This is a genomic window from Johnsonella ignava ATCC 51276 (genome assembly GCF_000235445.1).
Classification (GTDB): Bacteria; Bacillota; Clostridia; order Lachnospirales; family Lachnospiraceae; genus Johnsonella; species Johnsonella ignava.
The window spans coordinates 260,932-284,923 of sequence record NZ_JH378831.1 but is presented as its reverse complement, the minus strand read 5'-3'; the positions used below and the strand labels follow the sequence as shown (position 1 = coordinate 284,923).

The 23,992-nt window shown below is 34.4% G+C and carries 18 protein-coding genes; 13 read left to right on the top strand and 5 right to left on the bottom strand.

Annotated features, from left to right (window positions below; all coding sequences use genetic code 11):
• Positions 1-127: 127 nt before the first annotated feature.
• The 4 genes from HMPREF9333_RS05665 to HMPREF9333_RS12210 all read left to right on the top strand — a co-directional run bounded on the left by HMPREF9333_RS05665 (position 128) and on the right by HMPREF9333_RS12210 (position 3,860).
• A complete protein-coding gene (locus HMPREF9333_RS05665; RefSeq protein ID WP_005540511.1) occupies positions 128-1,276 on the top strand; it encodes a metal ABC transporter substrate-binding protein in 1,149 nt (382 codons plus the stop codon).
• Between the two features lie 63 nt (positions 1,277-1,339).
• Positions 1,340-2,044 (top strand): metal ABC transporter ATP-binding protein, encoded by a 705-nt coding sequence (locus HMPREF9333_RS05660; protein ID WP_005540509.1) that lies wholly within the window; start codon positions 1,340-1,342, stop codon positions 2,042-2,044.
• Positions 2,045-2,046: 2 nt separating this feature from the next.
• Positions 2,047-2,895, top strand: coding sequence for a metal ABC transporter permease (locus HMPREF9333_RS05655; RefSeq protein WP_005540507.1), 849 nt, complete (start codon positions 2,047-2,049; stop codon positions 2,893-2,895).
• A 122-nt stretch (positions 2,896-3,017) separates the two neighbouring features.
• Entirely contained in the window at positions 3,018-3,860 is an 843-nt protein-coding gene (locus HMPREF9333_RS12210; protein WP_005540506.1) for a hypothetical protein, read from the top strand.
• Positions 3,861-4,022: 162 nt separating this feature from the next.
• Here HMPREF9333_RS12210 and HMPREF9333_RS05645 read toward each other — a convergent pair whose 3' ends face one another.
• A complete protein-coding gene (locus HMPREF9333_RS05645; RefSeq protein WP_005540505.1) occupies positions 4,023-5,267 on the bottom strand; it encodes a hypothetical protein in 1,245 nt (414 codons plus the stop codon).
• Positions 5,268-5,625: 358 nt separating this feature from the next.
• Here HMPREF9333_RS05645 and HMPREF9333_RS05640 point away from each other — a divergent pair, with 358 nt between their 5' ends.
• The 5 genes from HMPREF9333_RS05640 (at position 5,626) to cobA (ending at position 10,803) form a co-directional block, all read left to right on the top strand.
• A complete protein-coding gene (locus HMPREF9333_RS05640; RefSeq protein ID WP_005540504.1) occupies positions 5,626-6,111 on the top strand; it encodes a precorrin-2 dehydrogenase/sirohydrochlorin ferrochelatase family protein in 486 nt (161 codons plus the stop codon).
• A complete protein-coding gene (hemB, locus tag HMPREF9333_RS05635; protein ID WP_005540503.1) occupies positions 6,104-7,141 on the top strand; it encodes a porphobilinogen synthase in 1,038 nt (345 codons plus the stop codon). The genes HMPREF9333_RS05640 and hemB overlap by 8 nt, the downstream gene beginning before the upstream one ends.
• A 109-nt stretch (positions 7,142-7,250) precedes the next feature.
• Complete coding sequence (locus HMPREF9333_RS05630) at positions 7,251-8,072, top strand: sirohydrochlorin cobaltochelatase (RefSeq protein ID WP_040882329.1); 822 nt, start codon at positions 7,251-7,253, stop codon at positions 8,070-8,072.
• Entirely contained in the window at positions 8,073-9,089 is a 1,017-nt protein-coding gene (gene hemC / locus HMPREF9333_RS05625; RefSeq protein WP_005540497.1) for a hydroxymethylbilane synthase, read from the top strand.
• Between the two features lie 7 nt (positions 9,090-9,096).
• Complete coding sequence (gene cobA / locus HMPREF9333_RS05620; RefSeq protein ID WP_005540496.1) at positions 9,097-10,803, top strand: uroporphyrinogen-III C-methyltransferase; 1,707 nt, start codon at positions 9,097-9,099, stop codon at positions 10,801-10,803.
• Here the strand turns inward: cobA and HMPREF9333_RS05615 are convergent.
• The 4 genes from HMPREF9333_RS05615 to HMPREF9333_RS05600 form a co-directional block, all read right to left on the bottom strand.
• Positions 10,792-12,177, bottom strand: a complete 1,386-nt coding sequence (locus HMPREF9333_RS05615; protein ID WP_005540495.1) for an MATE family efflux transporter — start codon at positions 12,175-12,177, stop codon at positions 10,792-10,794. The genes cobA and HMPREF9333_RS05615 overlap by 12 nt on opposite strands.
• Positions 12,178-12,273: 96 nt before the next feature.
• Positions 12,274-12,693 carry an RrF2 family transcriptional regulator gene (locus tag HMPREF9333_RS05610; protein WP_005540494.1) on the bottom strand — a complete coding sequence of 140 codons (420 nt, stop codon included), beginning with the start codon at positions 12,691-12,693 and terminating at the stop codon, positions 12,274-12,276.
• Between the two features lie 266 nt (positions 12,694-12,959).
• A complete protein-coding gene (locus HMPREF9333_RS05605; protein ID WP_242822317.1) occupies positions 12,960-13,952 on the bottom strand; it encodes a WYL domain-containing protein in 993 nt (330 codons plus the stop codon).
• Positions 13,942-15,288, bottom strand: coding sequence for a WYL domain-containing protein (locus HMPREF9333_RS05600; RefSeq protein WP_005540492.1), 1,347 nt, complete (start codon positions 15,286-15,288; stop codon positions 13,942-13,944). The genes HMPREF9333_RS05605 and HMPREF9333_RS05600 overlap by 11 nt, the downstream gene beginning before the upstream one ends.
• A gap of 287 nt (positions 15,289-15,575) precedes the next feature.
• On the opposite strand from HMPREF9333_RS05600, the gene HMPREF9333_RS05595 reads away from it, so the two are divergent.
• The 4 genes from HMPREF9333_RS05595 to leuS all read left to right on the top strand — a co-directional run bounded on the left by HMPREF9333_RS05595 (position 15,576) and on the right by leuS (position 23,902).
• Positions 15,576-17,567, top strand: coding sequence for a glycerophosphodiester phosphodiesterase family protein (locus HMPREF9333_RS05595; RefSeq protein ID WP_005540491.1), 1,992 nt, complete (start codon positions 15,576-15,578; stop codon positions 17,565-17,567).
• A 71-nt stretch (positions 17,568-17,638) separates the two neighbouring features.
• The gene (locus HMPREF9333_RS05590) at positions 17,639-18,376 is read left to right on the top strand and encodes a DUF5131 family protein (RefSeq protein ID WP_005540490.1); all 738 of its coding nucleotides are present in this window, start codon (positions 17,639-17,641) and stop codon (positions 18,374-18,376) included.
• A 672-nt stretch (positions 18,377-19,048) separates the two neighbouring features.
• Positions 19,049-21,256, top strand: a complete 2,208-nt coding sequence (gene recD2, locus HMPREF9333_RS05585; protein ID WP_040882328.1) for an SF1B family DNA helicase RecD2 — start codon at positions 19,049-19,051, stop codon at positions 21,254-21,256.
• 225 nt (positions 21,257-21,481) lie between these two features.
• Complete coding sequence (leuS, locus tag HMPREF9333_RS05580; RefSeq protein WP_005540488.1) at positions 21,482-23,902, top strand: leucine--tRNA ligase; 2,421 nt, start codon at positions 21,482-21,484, stop codon at positions 23,900-23,902.
• Positions 23,903-23,992: the final 90 nt, after the last annotated feature.

The following is a 23,992-nucleotide window of genomic DNA, read 5'->3' as shown; positions in this document are numbered from 1 at the left end:
TGCGGAACTTTCCGGTGAAGTTATAAAGCTGTAACTTTATTAGAGTTATAAACAAAAATATTTATGCTTTAAGAAATATATAGGTGTATTATACATTTATTTATAGAAAGGTTATAATTAAAATATTATGAAAAAAATAGGTTTATTTAAGAAAATATCAGCGGTACTTATGTCAGCACTGCTTATATCGGGATGTGCAGCACCACAAGGTCAAAGTTCATCATCAGGTCTTTCAGGAGGAGACCAAAAGTCAAGTCAAAAGAAGATTTCAGTAGTATGTACTATATTTCCGGAGTATGACTGGGTAAATCAGATAATAGAAGGTCAGGAAGACAGATATGATGTAACCCTGCTTCTTGATAACGGCAGCGATCTTCACAGCTATCAGCCTACCGCTGATGATATAGCGAAAATCTCAGCCTGTGATTTATTTATATATGTGGGAGGAGAATCCGACGGCTGGGTTAAAGGAGCGCTTTCAGAGTCAAGCAACCCGAATATGCAGGTTATAAACCTTATGGAGATAATGGGAAACAAGGCAAAAGAGGAAGAAGTAAAAGAAGGAATGCAGGCTGATGATGATCATGATCATGACCATTCCGATAAAGACAAGCACGATAATTCACAGGAAGCGGACCATGATCATGCCGACCATAAAGATTCAGACCATGAACACTCGGATCATGAACACTCGGATCATGAACATTCAGACCATGAACACTCAGATGTTGAAGAGATAGAGTATGATGAACATGTATGGCTTTCATTAAAAAATTCTCAGGCACTTATATCTGAGATAGAAGAGTCTATTGAAAAGATAGATCCTGAAAATAAGGAAGTTTATAAAAATAATACGGATAAATATACCAAAAAGCTTGCATCACTTGATAAGGAATATGAAACCGCAGTTAAACTTGCAAAGAGAAATACATTGGTTTTTGGGGACCGTTTCCCGTTCAGATACATGGTTGATGATTATAATCTTGACTACTATGCGGCGTTTGTAGGCTGTTCCGCTGAAACGGAAGCAAGCTTCAATACTGTAGTATTTCTTGCAAATAAGGTTGATGAACTTGATATCCCTGTGGTACTTACAATTGAAAAATCTGATCAGAAAATAGCTAAAACTATAGTTGAAAACACAAGGGATAAAAACCAGAAAATAGAAGTTATGGATTCTCTCCAGTCGGTTACAAAGGATGATATAAAAGCCGGTACGACATATTACGGTGTCATGGAGAAAAATCTTGAAGTGTTAAAAAAAGCACTTGATTAATTATATATATTGAGGAGGAAGGTCTGCCGGTGAATATAGTATTTACCGGCAGCATGTAATATTATGGCATTTATAAACTGTAGTGATTTGGTCCTTGGCTACGATAACAATGTAGTAAGCAGGGATATAAACTTCAGTGTAAAAGAGGGGGACTATCTTTGTATCTTAGGCGAAAACGGTGCGGGCAAGAGTACCCTTATGAAAACATTACTGCATTTGATAGAGCCCGTTTCCGGAAAGATAGTTTACGGAGACGGGCTTAAACCTTATGAGATAGGCTATCTTCCGCAGCAGAGCCCTGTACAGAGAGATTTTCCGGCTTCAGTATTTGAAGTAGTGCTCTCTGGCTGTCTTTCAAAGCTTAAAAACAGGTTTTTTTATTCATCTGTTGAAAAAAATACTGCACAGGAGAATATGGAAAAACTTGAAATATGGCACCTGAGGGAAAAAAGTTACAGGAACCTCTCAGGAGGTCAACAGCAGAGAGTGCTTCTTGCAAGGGCATTATGTGCCACATCAAAGCTACTTATACTTGACGAACCTGTAAGCGGACTTGACCCGAAAGTAACTTTAAATTTTTATGAGATGGTTAAAAAACTTAATTCTAACGGACTTACAGTTATAATGGTTTCACATGATTTTGATGCAGCTATGTCATATGCAGATACGATACTGCATATAGGCAGCCGGCAGCTCTATTTTGGAAAAGTACAGGATTACAGAAATAGTGAAGCCTATAAGATATTTTCTACATTTGGAGGCGTTTAACTTTGAACAATATTATATCAGTAATAAATTCTTATCTGCAGTTTGCGTTTGTAAGAAATGCAATTACTGTAGGAGTACTTATAGCACTGTGTTCATCACTTTTAGGTGTAACTCTTGTGCTTAAGAGGTATTCGTATATAGGAGACGGGCTTTCACATGTTGCTTTTGGCGCTATGGCTGTAGCAAATGTTTTGGGTATGGCAAAGCAGTCAACCTTTATAGTTATGCCTGTTACTGTTTTTGTTGCAGTGCTTTTGCTTAAGACGGGGCAGAATAAAAAAATTAACGGAGATGCTCTTATTGCGATGCTTTCAGTCGGTGCACTGGCTTTCGGGTATATGCTTATGAATATTTTCCCCCCGGGGTCGAATATTTCAGGAGATGTATGCGTTACTTTGTTCGGATCCTTCTCAATACTGACGCTTTCAGGGAATCAGGTTATAGTCTGCGTTATTATGTCTATAGTGGTTATATCTATATATATAATGTTTTATAACAGGATATTTGCAGTAACATTTGATGAAAATTTTGCAAAGGCAACAGGTATAAAAACAGACAGGTTTAATCTTCTTATTGCGGTTATTATAGCGGTTATAATTGTATTGGGAATGAACCTTGTAGGTTCGCTGCTTATCTCAGCCCTTGTTATATTTCCTGCTCTTTCAGCTATGAGAATCATCAATAATTTTAAAGGAGTTGTATTATGCTCCGCAGTTATTTCGGTACTATGTTCATTTTTAGGCATGGTAGTTTCAATAGTTATGTCGGCTCCGGTAGGCTCTACCATAGTTGCTACGAATATGATTGTATTTATTATATGTTTTATAGCAGGAAAGATAATGGGAATATAGAGAGTATTTTTTATGGATAAAATAAATGATTTTTGATATAATGAATCTGTTTAAGTGATATTTTATTTATAGACAGTCCAAAAACAATTTAAATATATCAAAAGGATAAGTGTGTATTAAAGATGAGAAAAAAACTTAAAAAATATTTCAATAAAAATACCTGCTTTTTTTCAATAGCTCTTGCCATGTCCGTAATATCAGGAGCATGTTCAAGTCCAAGGAAGACTCCGTCAAAAAATAATTTTAAAAACTATATGGAAAGCAGGATGGCTGAGGAAGAATCCTCATCAGAGTCTTCTAAAGATGAGATATCCTCATCAGAGGCGGGCAGTGAGCAAAAAAATGCAGCTGATAGCGAACAAACCAAGGAAAAAAATGTAGAAAGTACATCAGAAGATACTTCGGTGCAGGCATCAGATACGGAGGGTGATGATTCAAAAAGGCAAAATACCCAAAGTATGGAAGCAGAAAGCAAAACATCTGATGGACAGAGAAGTGCTGCAAACGAAGTAAAACAGGATAATGCTCAGGCACAAAAGGAGAGTGAAAACAGCCGGAGCACAGCTGCATCAAAAAAACAGCAACAGCCCGAGACTCCTGCGAATAAGGTTGATTATGATCTTACTCAGATGGGTGCAGATATGATATATGCAAGCGTATATCAGCTAATGGTTGAACCGGAAAAGTTTGAAGGAAAGACCTTTAAGATGGTTGGAACCTACTATTCAACATGGTATGAACCTACTGCAAGGAATTACCATTATATAATCATAGAGGATGCGGCGGCATGTTGTGCGCAGGGCATTGAGTTTGTATGGGGAGACGGCAGCCATGTATTTCCGGATGAATATCCGAAGGGCAATGTGCGGCTTGAGGTTACTGGAACCTTTATAACATATAAGGAGCCGGGAGATGACAGGTTGTACTGCAGACTTGATAATGCAACTATAAAACAGATTGATTAGCTTCTTAACTATAAAACTTCAGAAAGCGGATTATATAATAATATAGTTATAATTTATGAATATAGATATATTATATACAACAAGGGCTCCTTTATAAAATGGAAGGCAGCCCTTGTTCATTATCATAGAAGCTTTAATTGATTATTGTATTATTTATCAATTTTAACAGCTCTCATTAATCCTGAATAGGATGTTTTCAATCTGTACGTGGTATGATGTATTCAAATCATTTTTTATATCGAGGATATAATCATATAAAGGTAAAAAATCAGTACCTTTTTCCGGTTTATTTATTTCTTTGACAATAGTTTTATGGGTTTTTGAATTTATATTATTTAGCAGTATACATACTATATTATATATAATATTAAGTATTTCTTTATGGGTTTTATCCCTTAGTTTTCCTGCATATACAATATTTTCATATATATCGGCAGCAGCCAAAGCCGTTCTTGCGATATCGTCAATAAGAACAATTTTTTCTCTTTCTAAAATAATAACAGTTGAGTGCTTATTAAAATCGACTAACAGTCTTGATATTGATGACACTGAATTTGGCGGTACTTTTATTTCAAGAGTCAAAATACCTATGTCGATATAATTACAGTTTTTATCCAGATAAATTTCTATAGATAGATCTAAAAATTTATTTATATCTTTATTTTGAAACAAAGGAGTTATAAGCAGTTCTTTTATTTCTTCAAAAGTAAATTCCATACAGAATTTACCATCTTTATATAAACCGGTGTCGGCAGCGGTAAATTCATTCATTTTATCCAGTATTTGAGATTCTTTGGTATGTTTAAATAAATACAGCTGTGGAAGAGTTGAACTTTTTATTTCTTTATGCGGCTCATTAATCCTGAATAGGATGTTTTCAATCTGTACATGGTATGATTTATTTAAATCATTTTTTATATCGATGATATAATCACATAAAGGAAAAATATAAATACCTTTTTCCGGCTCATCTCTTTCTTTGATAAGAGTTTCATGTATTTCACCCCCGGTACTATTTATAAGTATACATACAATATCATATATGATTTTAAGTATTTCTTTATGGGTTTTATCCCTTAGACTTCCTTCATATACAGCATTTTTATAGGCGTCACTCGGACTGATATATGATTTGGCGTTATCATCAATAAGCATAATTTCTTCATCTGCAAAATATATGTTGGTTGATAAATTACAAAAGTGAACAGAAAGAGAAATATCCCGTATATCCTGAAGTTCCAGGGGACCTATATCAATAAAATTAAAATTTTTGTCTAAATGAAAATCAATAATCGGTTTTATAAACGGAGCCACATTTTCATTCTGAAATAAAGGTTTTATAAGGAACTCTTTTATCTCATCATAGGTAAATTGCATACAGTATTCATCATCTTTATATAAATCCATGTTAGCGACTGAACCTCCTTTATCTAGTGAATATTTATTTCAAATATTTCAAATTATTCCAAATATTATATATGTTGATATTACAGCGGATTATAGCATCTGTATAATATCCAAGTCAATATATCCTTATTTTGCATGTATAAAAAAATATAATTTATTTGTGATCAATTTATTAATATATTACCTTTATTAAAAATTGAAACAGTCATTGTTTGACACAGTTTTATCCTTATATTGCAAAAAAACATATAAAGTTTTATAATACCATTGCTTTAAAAGTATTTTAAAAAGATTTAACTACAAATCAAATCAAAAATAATATACAAAATATATAAAACCATTTAAGGTGATTAGTTTTATGAAAAAATACTTCCCGTTATTTATTGATATAAGTGAAAAAAACGTACTTGTAGTAGGCGGCGGCAATATAGCTTTTAGGCGTATAAATATTCTTACAGATTTTAATCCTTTTATAAAAGTGATAGCCCGAAAGGTGGATAAAAGAATTGTCGATTTAAAAATCACATACAAAAAAATGGAAATATTTGAAAGAGAGCTGTGTGAAGATGATTTTAAAGATGTAGATATAATACTGGCTGCAACTGATGATAAAAAAATCAATCAGAATATAGCGGATGAAGCTAAAAAAAGAAATATTATAGTAAATGACTGCAGTTATAAGGATAACTGTGATTTTTATTTTCCGGGGATCATAAATAAAGACTCTCTTGTTATAGGCGTATGTGCTTCCGGAACAAATCATAAGCTTGTTGCAGAAACTGTTGAATTGATAAAGGGAAAAATAGAAAATATCTTTAAGGATAAGGGAAAAAATAATGTTTAAAAGAACAAGAAGACTTAGAAGAAATAAAATTATAAGGGATATGGTGAGTGAAACTGAAGTTGACATAAATTCTCTGGTATACCCTATATTTATAACGGAGGATTACGAAGAAAACAATTCTGAAAAAAGTCTGTATAAAAACTCTGATAAAAATTCTTATATGCAATATGGCATAAAGGAGGAGATAACTTCAATGCCGGGACAGTATAGATACAGTATTGACAGATGTCATGAAGTTATAGATAAGTATACTGCCGCCGGCATAAAGGCATTTATGATATTTGGGATTACAGATAAAAAGGATGATAACGGAAGCGGAGCATATGATGAAAACGGTATTGTACAGAGGGCGGTAAGAAGTATTAAACAAAGGTATAATGATGTATATATAATAACTGATGTATGTATGTGTGAGTATACCAGCCACGGGCATTGTGGTATAATACATGACGGAGAGGTTGACAATGATGAAACCATAAAACTCCTTGCACAAACTGCTCTTTCCCATGTGCAGGCAGGTGCTGATATGGTTGCACCGTCAGATATGATGGATAAAAGAGTTGCAGCAATAAGAAATACTTTAGACAAAAACGGGTATGAGAACATTCCTATAATGTCATATTCGGCAAAATATGCGTCAAATTTTTACGGTCCATTCAGGGAAGCTGCAAAGTGCAGCCTTAAAGGGGACAGAAAAACCTACCAGATGGACTTTCGCAATTCTAAGGAGGCATTAAGTGAAGTTCTTGCCGATATTGAGGAGGGTGCTGATATAGTTATGGTAAAACCATGTATGAATTATCTTGACATTATAAACAGGGTAAGTAATATTGTAAATGTTCCGGTAGCCGCATATTCTGTAAGCGGAGAATATGCAATGGTAAAGGCGGCTGCTCTAAACGGCTGGATTAAGGAAGAAGAAACAGTTTATGAGATGGCTGTTTCAGCTTTTAGGGCAGGTGCTGATATTTATATCACATATTATGCTTTAGAGCTTGCAGAATATATAAAAAACGCTATATTAAAATAAATTATTTTCAGGCTTTTATATAATAATCCGATTTAAGGCATAAAACGGGTATAATTTAAAATATAAATTTAATTTCATTAAACAATACATAATTAGATAAGGATGTGAGATTATAAAAAAAGCAATTTTAGCAGTAAGCTTCGGTACTGCACATGAAGATACCAGAGTTAAAACAATAGAGGCAATTGAGAAAGATTTTGAAAATGAATTTAGTAATTTTAAAATTTATAGAGCATGGACAAGCGGTATAATTATAAAAAAGCTTCGTGAGAGAGGAGAACTGTTTGTAGATGATATGACTTTCGCACTTAAGAGAATGTATAAAGATGGAATCGAAGAGGTTATAGTTCAGCCAAGTCATATAATAAACGGGGTTGAAAATGATAATATGCTTAGTGCGGTGAGAGAGTCCGGGAGTTTATTTAAAAAAATTATATGTTCAGCTCCGCTTCTTACCTCTGAAAATGATTATTCAGATGTTGCCGATGCAATTCATGATATAATTAATTCATGGGAGATTGAGGCTGCTGATGAAAATAGTATAATAAATTCAAAGGAGAATGCCGTGCTTCTTATGGGACATGGAAGCAACCACCATGCCAATTCAGCATATGCGGCACTTGAATACAGGTTAAGAGACCATGGTATGGAAAATATTTTTATAGCAAATGTTGAAGCATATCCATATATTGATAATGTAATTGAAAAGCTGGAACAAAAAAAATATAAAAAGGTAATACTTGCACCTTTTATGATAGTGGCGGGAGAACATGTAAAAAACGATATGGCAGGAGATGATGATGATTCATGGAAAAATCTCCTTGTAAAGAAAGGATTTGAAGTACACTGTATACTTAAAGGACTTGGAGAGTATAAATCTATAAGAGAAATATTTATAAAACATGCAAGAGAATCGGTTCAGGATTTATAGATGAATTATAAGATTATCCGGATAGGTACAAGAAAAAGCAGACTTGCACTTATACAGAGCAGGCTTGTGGCAGATGCAATAGAAGCTCAATACCCGGACATAAAAACCGAGCTTGTTCCTATCTCTACAAGAGGGGATATGATAACTGACAGATCGCTTTTAGAGCTTGGGGGAAAAGGGCTTTTCACGCATGAGATAGAAAATGCACTGTTATACAAAAGTATAGACCTTGCCGTACACTCCGCAAAGGACATGCCGCTTGTTATGAGACGTGAACTGAATGTAGTGCCTGTCTTAAAAAGAGAAGATCCCTGTGATATAATTGTAAGTCTTAATAAAATTCCTTTAAGAGAATTAAAAAAAGGCAGTGTAGTAGGAACCGGCTCAATGAGGAGAGGATATTTTGCAAAACTTATAAATCCCGATATAATTATAAAACCTATACGAGGCAATGTACTGACGAGGCTTGAAAAATTAAAAAATGACGGATATGATGCTATAATACTTGCGGCTGCAGGATTTAACAGATTATATAATGAAATGGGTGATGAACTTTTAAATGCCGGTTCAAAACGGTTTATTTCATGCGGAAACAATATTAAATCCGATTATAATAATCAATATATCTGTAATGGCAATCAATGTATTTTTAATATAGAAAGGATGGATCCTGAAATTTTCCTGCCGGCTGCCGCACAGGGGATACTGGCAGGGCAGTATGCCTATGATAATAATGAAATAGCCGGCATACTTAAAAGTATATCTGATAAAAACTGCGTGCTTGCCTATAATACTGAAAGGGAATTTCTTAAAAATATAGGTGCTGACTGCAATGCACTTTACGGTATCTATTGCAGGAGTGATAGTGCTGAAGTCGTAAGCATTTTTTCAGCATACGGAATTTATAAAATAGAAACACTTAAGGCTGAAATAAAAGCAAAGGATGCATTAAAGGCGGCAAGGGATATGGCATTAAAATTAAAAAATACGGCAGAAGATACATTTAATAAAAACTGATAAATATATGAAGTATGATTATATAAATTCTAATTTAAAATTTAAAAACACAGAAAAAAATATCACATCTGATAACGGCGGTAAATACGGAACCGTATTTATAGTAGGTGCCGGTCCGGGTGATATAAAGCTTATGACACTTAAGGCGTATGAGTGTATAAAAAATGCGGATACCATAATATATGATGATCTTATAAATCCTTCACTTTTAAATGAAGCCGTGCACGGGTGTGAACTTATATATGCGGGCAAAAGAAACGGTGTCCATGCGATGGAGCAGGATGAGATTAATAATTTATTAATTAAAAAAGCATTTGAAGGAAAGATGACAGTGCGTCTTAAAGGGGGGGATCCTTTTTTATTTGGAAGGGGTTCCGAGGAAGCTCAGGCACTTAAAAATGCAGGCATAGAATATGCAGTTGTACCGGGTGTAAGCTCTGCACTAAGCGTTCCGTCAAGTGCAGGCATACCTCTTACCGACAGAAGATATGCATCACAGGTTCATATAATAACTGCACGCAGAGGAAAGTATATTAAATACGATTCAAAGTCTGTAAAGCATATAAAAGGTTATGATATATCTGATTATGCAGCACTCTCAAAGCTTGAAGGAACCCTGGTTTTTCTTATGTCATTTAATGTTATTGATGAGATAACAAATGGACTTATAAATGCAGGAAAGCCGAAAGAAACACCGATAGCGGTAATATCAAACGGAAGTATGCAGGGACAGAGAAAATGTATATCTACGCTTAAAGATATAAATGTAAAAATAAAGGCTGAGAAAATAACAACTCCGGCAATTATAGTTATTGGTGAAGTTGTTGAGCTGTCATATGAACTTGATAATTTTATGCAGGAATATAAAAAAAGACCGCTTTTCGGCAAAAAAATATTAATTACGGCAAGCAGATATATGGCTTCAAGATTAAATAAAATTCTTGATAATTATGGTGCTGAAACAGTTGTAATAAGCCTTATAGAGACAATACCCTTATATACAGAGAGATTTTACAGGGCTATGGAGGAGCTTTCCTCGTATACATGGCTGGTATTTACAAGTTCAAATGGTATAAATATATTTTTTGATGAGCTTACCGGTATTGAAGATGAAACAGAATCCGGTATGCCTTTTAACGATATTAAAGATAGTTATAAATATCCCCTTGATTTAAGGAATCTTGGCGATATAAAGATTGCTGTAATAGGCAGCGGCAGTGCCTCTACGCTTAGAAAACATGGATTTAATCCGGATTTTGTACCGAAATCCTATTCGCTTAAAGCACTTTCACAAGGGCTTGTAAAAATGCTTACTGAAAAGGATCGGGTGCTCATACTGAGGGCGGAGGAAGCAGGCAGTGATATTAATGAGATATTTACATTAAATAATATAAATTTCAGTGATATACCTGTTTATAGAACTGTAAAAGCTCAGACCAGAAAAGATGAGCTTAAAAGAATACTGCCTTTATGTGATTATGTATGTTTATGCAGCAGCATGGGAGCAAGAGCTTATTTTGAGATGACGGCTGACAAAACATCTGAAAAAAACAGTTTTAAAGAAAATGAAGATAAACCGGCGGAAAATAATATAATTTCAATAGGTCCTGTAACTACACAGACCTGTGTAAATTATGGAATCACTCCATTTGCACAGGCATATCCGTTTAATTCTGAAGGAATTGCAAAATGCCTGTGCAGTCTAGTATGTTAAGGAATTTGATTTTATAAAAAGAAAATTTTTCAGACGGCTTAAAAACAATGAGTAAATAATAAAGAGTATACTTGTAATTATCCATGAAAGAGGATAAGCCATTACAAGGGTATGTAGCGTATTATAATGTTTAACGGCGGTAAATACCCATATAACCCTAAATACACAGATACCCAGAGCTGTAAGGAGCATGGGAATGAGCGTATCTCCAAGTCCTCTTAAAATAGAGGAAAAAATTTCGATTAAAAAATAGGTAAGGTAGAGAGGAACTATGGTCATTAATATGCCTATGCCTATTTTTATTACATTTTCATCATTTGTAAATATCAAAAAAACATAATTTCTTAAAGACAGTATACAGAACATAATTATAAGCGTAATCATTACGGCTAAAAATATTGACTTTACAGTTCCTTGTTTAATCCTTTCTTTTTTTCCTGCACCGTAATTTTGTCCTATAAAGGTAGTTACCGCTATGCCCAGTGCCTGGATACTCATCCAGAATATACTGTCTATTTTTCCGTATGCCGCCCAGGCTGCCATGCTTTCAGTACCGAAATTATTTACAGCGGACTGTATTGTAATATTGGCTATATTAAACATATTGTTTTGAAATCCTGCAGGCATACCTAAATAAACCATTTTTTTAAGAAAAAGCATATTCAGATGTATTTTGCCGATTGAAAGCCTGTAAGAACCCTTGCTTGTCGAAAGGACTGCCAATACCATCAGGGATGTAAGAGCCTGTGAAAGTATAGTGGCTATGGCTGCACCCCTGACGCCGTATTTAAGGAGTATTACAAATATACTGTCAAGTATTATATTGCATATACAGCCGAATATTAAAAAAAACAGGGGTCTTACCGTATCGCCTATAGCTCTTAAGATGGCAGCTCCTATATTATATATAAGGTTAGGTATTATGCCTATAAAGTAAATGCGTATATAGGCGGTGGTATCGGGTAATATTTCTGTAGGTACATTCATTAAAAGCAGTATTTTCGGAGCAAGTGTAGTACCTACAATGGTAAGAAGAATACCTATAATTAATGAAAAAGCAAATGAAGTATGTACACACTCATTTACTGCCTCATCATCACCGGCACCGTATCTTTGTGCTATTATAACGGCAAAACCTGAAGAAAGGCTTACAAAAAATCCTATAAACAGGCCTATGACCATACTTGTAGTGCCTCCTACTGCGGCGAGGGCATTTTTACCTACAAATCTTCCTACAATCGCTGCATCTGTAGTATTGTAAAGTTGTTGAAAAAGAGTCCCAAGCAGCACAGGGAAAAAAAGCATAAGTATCTGTGGTATTATAGGACCGTTAGTTATTTCATTTAATATTTTTGAACGTTTTGTTATTGTCATAATTATTTTAATATAATCCCCCTAATCTTAAAAAAACTGGAATACATATAAAAGCGGCACTATTCTTAGACCTTTGAAATATAATAAGGATATTGATTATATTACATAATCATTGCCGGGATCTTCACAGATCAGGTCTGCTATTGTAATGCCGCTCAGATATTCATCAATTAATGAATTTAGTTTATTCCACATTTTAATTGTTTTATATGAAGATGTGCTATTTGTTTCATCTTCAAAGCTTTCTATATAGGCTATGCTGTCTTCAGACACTTTAAGTATATCTGCAATGGTATATGTGTCCGGATTTTTAACAAGCTTATATCCGCCGCCTTTACCTCTGAGACCTAAAAGCATTTTATTTTTGACCAGAATTTTTATGATGCTTTCAAGATATTTTTCAGATATATTCTGACGGGAAGCTATATCTCTTAAAGGTATAAAATCATCTTTCTGATTTTCAGCAAGGTCTATCATGATTTTTATTGCATAACGTCCCTTGGTTGATATTTTCATAAATAATCTGTTTCACTTCCTTAGAACTGGTATAATGTATCTATTATAATTTCTATTATATTTTATCTGCTATGTATTTCACAACTTCACAGTCTACCCATTATACAGCAAGGTATATAGGTTTTCAAGTATGTGTTTTCATTACGGACAAAAACGGCAGCATCTAAAATATCTGCCAAAAAAGTATTTAAAAGAAGACAGGATTTAACAGATATTATTATATACTGTTCGGAAAATAAGATTTTGCCGTAAGATAATTATAATAATTATCTGAGACCAAGTTCTTTCTGGAGTTTAAGCCGTTTTCGTATAAGTTCTATAAAGCTGTCAGGACCTATAACCTTTAAAAATGGTCCAAATGACAGTACTCTTATTACAAGCTCAAGCTCATCATTTTTTGAACATTTTACATCTATAATATAATGGTCATCATCAATTTTTTTTGCATGTTTATCAAAATGGGCAAAGTGAAGCATTACTCTTTCAAGAGCGTTGCGTCTGTCGGTTATTTCCATGCTTATAGTAATTGTTTTATTGTTTCGGACATTTATACCTTGTGTTAATATTTTTTCGCTGCTGCAAAAGCTGCAGCTTGTAATTCTGCCAAGATTAAAATAGTTTAAATTGCGCCCTTTTACAATAAGTCTGAATTTATCATCTTTTGCAGAATATTCAAGTCGCAGGGGGAAAACGCATACCTTTTTACACTGAGCATACTTGTTAAGAAATTCGATTTCAATAGGTTTTTTTAAATGTATGGCATTTGAAATAAGTCTAAAGCGCTCTATATAAGCTTCATCATTGAAAGGATCTCCGTCTGAATATTTATCAAACACCATATAATCCTCATTTGTAAAAAGAGGTATAGTATTCCTAAGTTCAGGTATATCAATATTGAAAAGCTTTATGCGTGGATCTTCAAGAACAGCTTTAAGCCAGCGTTTTTCAAGATGGCTTAGAGGTCTTGAAGGAAAATTCTTAAGCATTGTAATATACTCTTTTTGGTTTTTTTGTATAAACTGCCATTTTTCGGAATTCAGCAGTTCAGGTATGGCAAGAATACTTTCTGAAAAAGCATTTTTATTTATAATATCTGTAAGTTCGCTTTCTGAAATACCGCCGTCTGAACAATCTTTGTTATCATTGCTTAAACCATTGCTTAAAATCTCTGCGACAATTTTAGCCGCAGTAATATAATATACTGAATAAATTTCACTGAATATCATGGTAAAATCCTCAATTCTAAATTTATATTCCATATATTTCATACATGCTTTGAATATCTTTTTTAAATCTGTTTTCAATGCTTCTGTTTGAAAAATTAATCTGTGTAATCCTGCATATAAATGTTCTTATCCAGGGGATTATCTCATTTGTATCAAATATATCGGCTGAAAATTTATAATGTGTATCATCAATTTTAGATATATTTCCGCATCGCTTTTCACGCTCAAGCCTGTGGAGTATGTGATTTTCATCAGGATTTATAACTACTGTAAATTCAACATGTTCAAGATACTTTATACAGCGTTTACAGTTTACCCCCCATATATAGGGCTTAAGCCGGTTATACCGGGTGCGTATCTGTTCAAATTGTTCACACCGCCCTGTGATTTTAACTTTGGACATATAATCAATTCTAAATGAATAGTAGCTTCTTTTTGTTTGTTTTCGGTAGGCGAGGAGATGCTGTCTGCCGCTTTGTGCACTTATATATATGCGGATTGGTACTATATTATCTATATTATTTGGGTTTCCCGAACCTGAATGATATGAAAAGCTTACAAAGCTTTTTTCATGCATTGCCGTAAAAAGTGATGCAAGAATATCACTGTCAAGTGCCTGTGTTATATAATGATGTTTAAATAGAAATATGCTTTTTAAAGTCGTATTTGCAGAGTCTGATATTTTTAAGCAGGAGTTATCATTAAATGTTTTACATACATCATTATCTACATATACTGATTTTTTTGAAATCAGCTTTTTTATAAATAATTCATAGTTTAATAAATCCTTTATAAAAGAACCTATTATACCGCATGGTGCAGCCTCGGAAAAGAAGTTTACCGCATCAATGGCAGATGAGAGGTTTACACTGCCTGTTCTTGTATAGCTAAAAGGTTTTGAAGTTCTGTCTGCATTTATAAATCCATATGAGATATATTCCTTAAGTTTATTAAACAGAGTTTTATCATCAAATTCCATAGGATTTTTAAAATCTTTAAGATAACAGTCATTAATCTTATCAAGGATTTCATTGCGGCATAGCTTTTCGGAATCTGTATAAAGCAGATCAAATAATATAAAATGAAGTGTTATATCCCTGGGAGTAAAGCTTGCAGTTTTTAAAGCTCTATATAGAGGATTCTGCCTGAACGCCCGGCTGTCTATAGAGATAGCTGCAATCTTTCCCTTTGAGGTTCTTGTAAATGTCATATGCCTGCCGAGCCAGCTTTCCATACGCCGCTTTTCGTCATCATAGGATCTTGAGCTTTTTATACTGTATTCACTGCGGCTTTTAAATCCATAGATATAAAACTCACGGATATATTTGCGTATTTTTTCAAAATCCTTTATTAACTCATTGTAAGCCATTATTCCTCCATATTACAGTTTTTTATAATTATAACCTTTGCCAATAAAGTTTTAAAGTATTTGTTTTCTTTACTTACATATGCTATAATTCCCAAGTAGCAAACACTTTCCTGTTCTTTTTTATATACTGTCTGTATTGCGTATATTATAGAACAGGGTTTTTTAAATTTAAGGAGCAGATTATTAAATTTATTGTGGATAATATAATTTTTAAAAAATGTTTTATTCTAAAATATTTCACGGATTAAAGATATACACAATAAAACAGAGGTTATTTGCAAAATACAATGGAAGAAATAAATAGAGGTAAAAATAGTAAATCACCTGAATATAACAGTTTACATACAGATGATAAAACAAATAAAACAGAACAATATCCAGGAGATGGCAGAAAAAAAACAGATACTTTAATAAGTAAAATAAAAGCAAAAAAAATAAGACTTAGAGAATTAAAAAAGGAAAATAAAATAGCTGAGTTCGGCAGGGTGGCATGGCTCTATACAAAATATCAGATAATAACAAAAGGTCTGCTTCTTGCAGCAGTTTTTAATATATCTTCAGCTATTTTAAATTACCTTATAAGGGCTTCAGGCAGAAGCACTATATCAAGTGGCGACTATAAAAGATTTTTACTTAGTTTTCAAGGGGTCGGAGCCCTTATTTTAGGTATAGTACTGGTTATTTTCCTTATAGGGACTGATATAAACGGCTTTATAATAATGAGTGCATTAATAAAAGAAAAACGTATAAAGATGACTGCACGTAATATGCTTATTGCAGGAATTAAATCCCTTAAATCGTTTTTAAGACCTTCAGGGATACTTATAATTCTGTATGTTGCGGCAGTAGTACCGCTGGCAGGTATCGGACTTGCAATATCGCCTATGGAAGATTTTCAGATACCTAAATTTATAACAAGTGTAATCTTCGGAAACAGACTTTATACGATTATTTATTATACTATAATAGCAGGTTCATTATTTGTAAGCCTTAGGTATATATTTTTATTTCACTATATACTTATACTTGGAAACAGAATAGGAGAAGGTTTGAGAAATGCTTCAAACCTTATGAAAAAGCACTGGAAGGAATTTTTAATAGATTTTTTACTGCAGATAATTATAATGACATTATTTATTTCAGGAGTGGTAGCTGTTATAATGGGACTGACAGTGCTTCCTGCACATATGCTTTCAATATCGCTTTTGCAGACCAGAGTCTGGACAATCATGGGAATAATGCTTGTAGGTGAGTTTTCAACGTTTATAGCACTAATGACAGTACCGTTTATATGCTTTAGACTTACAGTTTTATTTTACAGGTATAATGAAAAGGACGGGTTGCCGGTAAGTATAGTAATGAATGTAAAGGCGGACAGGCTGGGCGATGAGGCTTTTTTCAGAGTAAAACTAACAACAAAAGTATGTTTTATAATTTTGTTTCTATCAATTATAGCTTTGAATTTTCTTGTTGCATGGGATTCAGGTGTAAACTTTGATGATATTTATAGAAAACATAAGGAAATTGATATAGTTGCACATCGAGGCGGAGGCAATCTTGCTGCAGAAAATTCCATTGCAGGGCTTGAAGCTGCTATAGAAGAGGGAGTGGCATGGAGTGAGACTGATATACAAAGAACAAAAGACGGGTATTATATAATTAATCATGACAGGACATTTAAAAGACTTACCGGTGTTAAAAAGGCTCCAAAGGATATGACCATTGAAGAGATATCAAAACTCAGGATTAAGGATAAGTTTAATATAGCCGGGCAGGCACAGAAGGTTGCAACACCTGAGGAGTTTCTTGATACTGCCAAGGGAAAGATAGGTCTCTTTCTTGAACTTAAGGGAAAGACGGCTGATACAAAGATGGCAGATGACGTTATAGCTATGGTTAAAGCCAGAGATATGGAAAAAGATGTGGTTATACTGGTATCAAGTTATAAACTTGTAAATTATATTGAGGATAAATATCCGGAAATACAGACAGGTTTTTTATATTTCTTTGTGCTTGGTAAAATATCTGATATAAGGGCTGATGTACTTATAATGGAGGAGAGAGAAGCGACACCTGAAAAAGTGCATATAATACATAGAGCCGGTAAAAAATCATATGTCTGGACAGTAAATTCAAAAAGCTCAATGGAAAGATTTGTAGATTCCGATGTTGACGGTATAATTACAGATTATATAAGGGATGTAAAGGCTGCTATAAGGAGAAGGGATGATAGGACTGATATTGAGATTATCATGGAAAGTTTTATTAATCGTAATTAGAGTTATGGCATACACAGCTTATGAAATTTTAGCAGGCATATTCTTATTAATTGTAAGTTTAGGAGGTTTATATGCCCGTCTGGAATCCGTGGCATGGATGTATAAAGATAAGCGAAGGCTGTAAAAACTGCTATGTATATCGCCGTGATTCACAGTTTGGAAAAGACAGCAGTGTAATTGCAAAGACAAATGATTTTAATCTTCCCTTAAAAAGAAAAAGGAACAGGGAATATAAGCTTGTAAGCGAATATGGAGATGTATTTACATGTATGACTTCAGACTTTTTTCTCGAACAAGCCGACTCATGGCGTGATGAGGCATGGAATATGATGCGTTTAAGAAGGGATTTGAATTTCATTATAATAACAAAAAGAATCCACCGTTTTATGCATTGTATACCGTGGGATTGGGGAGAGGGTTATGATAATGTATCAATAATGTGTACATGTGAAAATCAAAAAATGGCAGATTACAGGCTTCCTTTATTTATACACCTTCCGATCAGGCATAAATATATAATACATGAACCTATGCTTGAAAGTGTTGATATTGAAAAATACCTTAAAGAAGGCGAAATTGAGATGGTTTTATGTGGTGGTGAATCCGGAGAAAGTGCAAGGCTCTGTGATTTTGAATGGGTGTTAAATACAAGGAAGCAGTGCATAAAATATAATGTCAGTTTTAATTTCAGACAGACAGGAGCGTTATTTAGAAAAGACGGAAGGGTTTATAAAATAAAACGCATCTACCAGCATGAACAGGCAAAAAAAGCAGGTATTGACTATAAAGGAATTTCTAAAAGGGCTTAACCAGTATTAGCAGAATATCTTTTTTGCATATTTTATGTGTTTTAGGCGGAATAAACACCGAATAGCTACAAAAAACAACCAAATACACTTAATTACAACTATATTTTGTAGTATTTAATTATTTTACTATTTTTACGGTTTATTTATATAGTAAATATGATATACTGTGTCCAGTGGTTCATATAGTCAGATAGGTTTTTAAAGGCTTTAGTTTTTAGATGCTTTCTGAAAACCGAAGACTTGTTCTAAGTCATCACCGGTTTTTGTTCCACTGGAAGTGATATTGGTTTTATGAAAATAAAATCTTTAGAATTTCCGGTGGAATTCTAAAGAACCATATCTTTTATTCGGTAAGATCTTTAGAAAGCTATATATGCAACATACATAATCTGTATGAATATAAACTTAAAAGAGGCTGTCGCTTTAGATGATTGATTTATCTGGGTGAAGCCTCTTTTTTAGTGTATAATTTTAAATATTATATCCTATAAAGGCTTTAGACAAATAATTTCGTAATAGATATATTTAAAGTATAATTAGACCGAAAAACTAAAACATGCAAAAATCTCTTTGCATGGTATATAGCAGGACTTGCAGTATTTTAGATATATGTAATATAATGATATTATAAATTTCACCGCTTTTTATACTTCGTTTTATAGGGGGGTTAATTTGGAATATCTGAGATGTGTGATTGAAAGAATTACATACTATAATGAGGAAAACGGATACTATGTTATAAAATGTCGTGCGGCGGGCTATAAAGAGCTTATAGTGGCAGTCGGATGTATGAATGAGGTATATGTAGGAAGTGTACTGAAGCTTGGAGGAAACTGGCGTATAGATTCAAAATACGGGAAACAGTTTTCAATAGAAAATTATGAAGAGATGCTGCCTGCTACGGTTTTTGGTATAGAAAAATATCTTGGCAGCGGTCTTATAAAAGGAATAGGTCCCAGATTTGCAAAAAAGATTACAGCATATTTCGGAAAAGATACTCTCAGCATAATAGAGGAAAAACCTGATGAACTTTTGAATGTACCCGGCATAGGAAAGATGCGTGTTGAACAGATTAAAAAAAGTTGGATACAGCAAAAGGAAATTAAAAATATAATGCTTTTTTTAAAAAATCATGATGTCAGCACAGGGCATGCGACTAAGATATATAAACAGTATGGCAATGAAAGTATTGATATAGTAAATGAGAATCCTTATAGACTTGCTGATGAGATAAGAGGAATAGGCTTTAGAACCGCTGATATAATAGCATCAAAGATGGGTTTTGAACATGAAAAGTATGTAAGGCTGCGCAGCGGTCTGATATATACACTTAACAGACTTGCTGAGGACGGTCATTGCTATGCATGCAGGGAAATGCTGGTTGAATCAGGTGCAAAAATGCTTGATGTTGATGAAAATCTGCTTTCAATGACACTTGACGAGATGATACGTACAAAAGATGTAATCACTGAGAGTTTAGGGGATGTTAAGACAAATGGGCATGAAGAAAAGGCGATATATCTGCCGCCATTTTATTTTTCTGAAACAGGCTGTGTCAGAAGGCTGAAAAAAATCAGTGAAAACAAAGAGAACCCGGTTTGTTATATAGACCGCCTTTTAGGCTCAGACAAAACAGAGCCTGCTATCTTAAAAAGGCTTGAATTCCTGATTAAGGAAAAAACAAATATCTGCTATGATCCGGTTCAGCTTGAAGCGGTATATATGGCACTGATAAATAAGATAATTATACTTACAGGCGGTCCAGGGACCGGTAAAACTACGGTAACTTTAGGCATTATCACCGCTTTTAAACTTGCAGGGGCAAGGATACTTCTTGCAGCACCGACCGGAAGAGCTGCAAAGAGGCTTTCCGAAGCCACAGGCATGGAGGCAAAGACAATACATCGTCTTTTAGAGGTAAAACCTCCGAACGGATATAAAAAAAATGAAGAAAATCCTCTTTCTGGAGATGTTCTAATAATTGACGAGTGTTCAATGATAGATCTTATACTTATGTATAACCTGCTTAAGGCTGTGCCGGATAATATGAATATAGTATTTATAGGTGATACCGACCAATTGCCTAGTGTAGGGGCAGGTAATGTACTGTGTGATCTTATAGATTCGGGCAGTTTTAAGGTTGTAAGACTGGAAAAAATATTTAGACAGGCAAAAAACAGCCGCATTGTATTAAATGCACACAGGATAAATAAAGGTGAATCGCCTGATATTTCAAACGGGAAGAGCAGTGATTTCTTTTTTATTGAAAAGGATATACCTGAGGAAGTTCTTAAAAATATAGTTGAACTGGTAAGTTTGAAACTTCCTTCATATTATAAAGTATCTTCAGGAGATATACAGGTACTTACTCCTATGCAAAAAGGTGTGATTGGAGCACAAAATCTGAATCAGGCATTGCAGGCTGCTGTAAACCCCGGAGGTGCCGGTATAAAAAGAAGCGGGAGTATATATAAAAAGCATGACAAGGTCATGCAAATACGAAATAATTATGACAAAGAGGTATATAACGGTGATATAGGAATTATAGAAAATATTGATTTTGAAGATAAAACACTTGAAATAAATTTTGACGGCAGGAGAGTTGAGTATGATGTTTCCGAGCTTGATGAGATTGTGCTGGCATATGCCGCAACTATACATAAGGCACAGGGTTCTGAATATCCAATAGTAGTAATTCCTGTATTAATGCAGCACTATTTGATGCTGCACAGAAATCTTATATATACGGGTATTACAAGAGCAAAAAAAATACTTATAATTATAGGGAGCAAAAATGCTTTATTTTACTCGGTTGCAAATACTGATGTAGTAAATAGAAACACACTTCTTAAAAAAAGGCTGTGTGAGATAAAAAAGTAAATATAATGTATTTAGAGTAAGTATGTAATATCTAATAAAGTTTAAATCTGTCAGATAGTTTATACATTGTTTTTAAATTCAGTTATTGACATATATGCTTTAGATATGCTATATTCTAGCGAAATAAAAAACTTTATATTTTAAGTAGAGTTTTATTGCTGCCCGGCATACCATAGCTAAAGGTATGCCGGGCATTAATTAAAAGATAAGATGGAGGAAAATAATATGGCTGCACAATATAACCACAGTGTTGTTGAAAAAAAATGGAGAAAGATCTGGAAAGATCATCCTGTTAATGTCAATGACGGAAAAAGAGAGAAATATTACTGTCTTGATATGTTCCCGTATCCTTCAGGTTCGGGGCTTCATGTAGGACATTGGCGAGGCTATGTAATCTCCGATGTGTGGAGCAGATATCAGCTTCTTAAAGGGCATTATGTAATACATCCTATGGGATGGGATGCTTTTGGACTTCCTGCTGAAAATTATGCCATAAATATGGGAGTTCACCCTGCAAAATCAACCGAAGAAAATATTGTAAATATAAAAAGGCAGATAGAAGAGATAGCCGCCATCTATGACTGGGATATGGAGGTTAATACCACTGATCCCGATTACTATAAATGGACACAGTGGATATTTGTTAAGATGTTTAAAGAGGGGCTTGCTTATGAAAAGGAGTTTCCTATAAACTGGTGCCCTTCATGTAAGACAGGACTTGCAAATGAAGAGGTTATAGGCGGAGAATGTGAACGCTGTGGAACCAAGGTTGAAAAGAAGAACCTCCGTCAGTGGATGCTTAAAATAACTGCGTATGCCGACAGGCTTTTAAATGACCTTGATAAACTCGATTGGCCTGAAAAGGTTAAAAAGATGCAGAGCGAATGGATAGGCAAGTCATATGGTGCTGAAATTGATTTTAAGATTGACGGCAGCAGCGACACTATAAAGGTTTATACTACAAGACCTGATACGCTTTACGGTGCTACATTTATGGTACTTTCACCTGAACATGCTCTTTCAGCAGGCATTGCTTCAAAGGAAAATAAAGAGGCGGTTGATAAGTATATATTTGAAGCTTCTATGAAGTCCAATGTCGACAGAATGCAGTCAAAAGAAAAGACAGGCGTATTTACAGGAAGCTATGCAATAAATCCTATAAATAATAAAAAAATCCCGATTTGGCTTTCAGATTATGTACTTGCCGATTATGGTACAGGTGCAATTATGTGTGTTCCTGCACATGATGAAAGGGACTTTGAGTTTGCAAAGAAATTTGATATTCCTATAGTTCAGGTTATATCACCTGACGGAAAGCAGGAAGCTGAACTTGAACAGGCATATACTGATATGGGCGGAGTTATGATAAATTCAGGGGACTGGAACGGAAGGAAAGCCTCTGAAGTTAAAGAAGAGGCTCCGCATATCATGGAAAAGCTCGGTTATGGTAAAAAAACGGTTAATTATAAGATAAGGGACTGGGTATTTTCACGTCAGAGATACTGGGGAGAGCCCATACCTATAATACACTGCCCTAAGTGCGGCAATGTTCCGGTGCCTGAAGAGGAGCTTCCGCTTCTGCTTCCAAATGTTGAAAAGTATCAGCCTACCGGTACGGGTGAGTCGCCTCTTGCAGATATTCATGATTGGGTAAATACAAAATGTCCGGTATGTGGAGAAGCTGCAAAGCGTGAAACCAATACTATGCCGCAGTGGGCAGGTTCAAGCTGGTATTTTCTGCGTTATGTTGACAATCATAACAATACAGAGCTTGTATCAAAAGAAAAGGCAAATAAATACCTTCCGGTTGATATGTATATAGGAGGTGTTGAACATGCCGTACTGCATTTGCTTTATGCAAGATTTTATACAAAATTTCTTTATGATATAGGTGTGGTTGATATTGAAGAACCGTTTAAAAAGCTTTTTAATCAGGGGATGATTACAGGGAAAAATGGTGTTAAGATGAGTAAATCAAAGGGAAATGTTGTATCCCCTGATGAGCTTGTCAGAGATTATGGCTGTGATGCTCTGCGTATGTATGAGCTCTTTGTAGGACCTCCTGACCTTGATGCAGAATGGGATGACAGAGGTATAGAGGGAGTTTCAAGATTTTTAAATAAATTTTGGAATCTTGTTTCAGATTCACTTGGAAAAGATATAAAAGCTACTGATGAGATGATAAGGCTTAGAAACAGGCTTGTTTCCGATATTGATCACAGGTTTCGTTCCTTCGGTTTAAATACCGTAATAGCCGGTTTTATGGAATATAATAATAAATTTATTGATATTGCCAAAAAAGAGGGGGGAATAGATTCGGAAACGTTAAAAACCTTTACAATCCTTCTTGCTCCGTTTGCACCGCATATAGGTGAAGAAATCTGGAGCCTGCTTGGCGGTGCAGACTCGGTATTTAAGCAATCCTGGCCGGTATATGACGAGGAAAGGATGAAAGATGACGTGCTTGATATACCGGTACAGATAAATGGAAAGACAAAGATTGTTATAAAGGTGCCTGCCGAAATTACAAAAGATGATATTTTATCGCAGGCAAAGAAAGCTCTTGAATCGGCCGGTAAACTTGATGGGGCGGTAGTAAAGGAAATCTATGTTCCAAATAAAATTGTAAATATTGTTGTAAAATAATAAATGATTATAAAAATAAGGCTGCAAAAAACAGGTAATTTTATCCTGTTTGCTGCAGCTTTATTTTATACTTAACTTGTAGATTTTTAT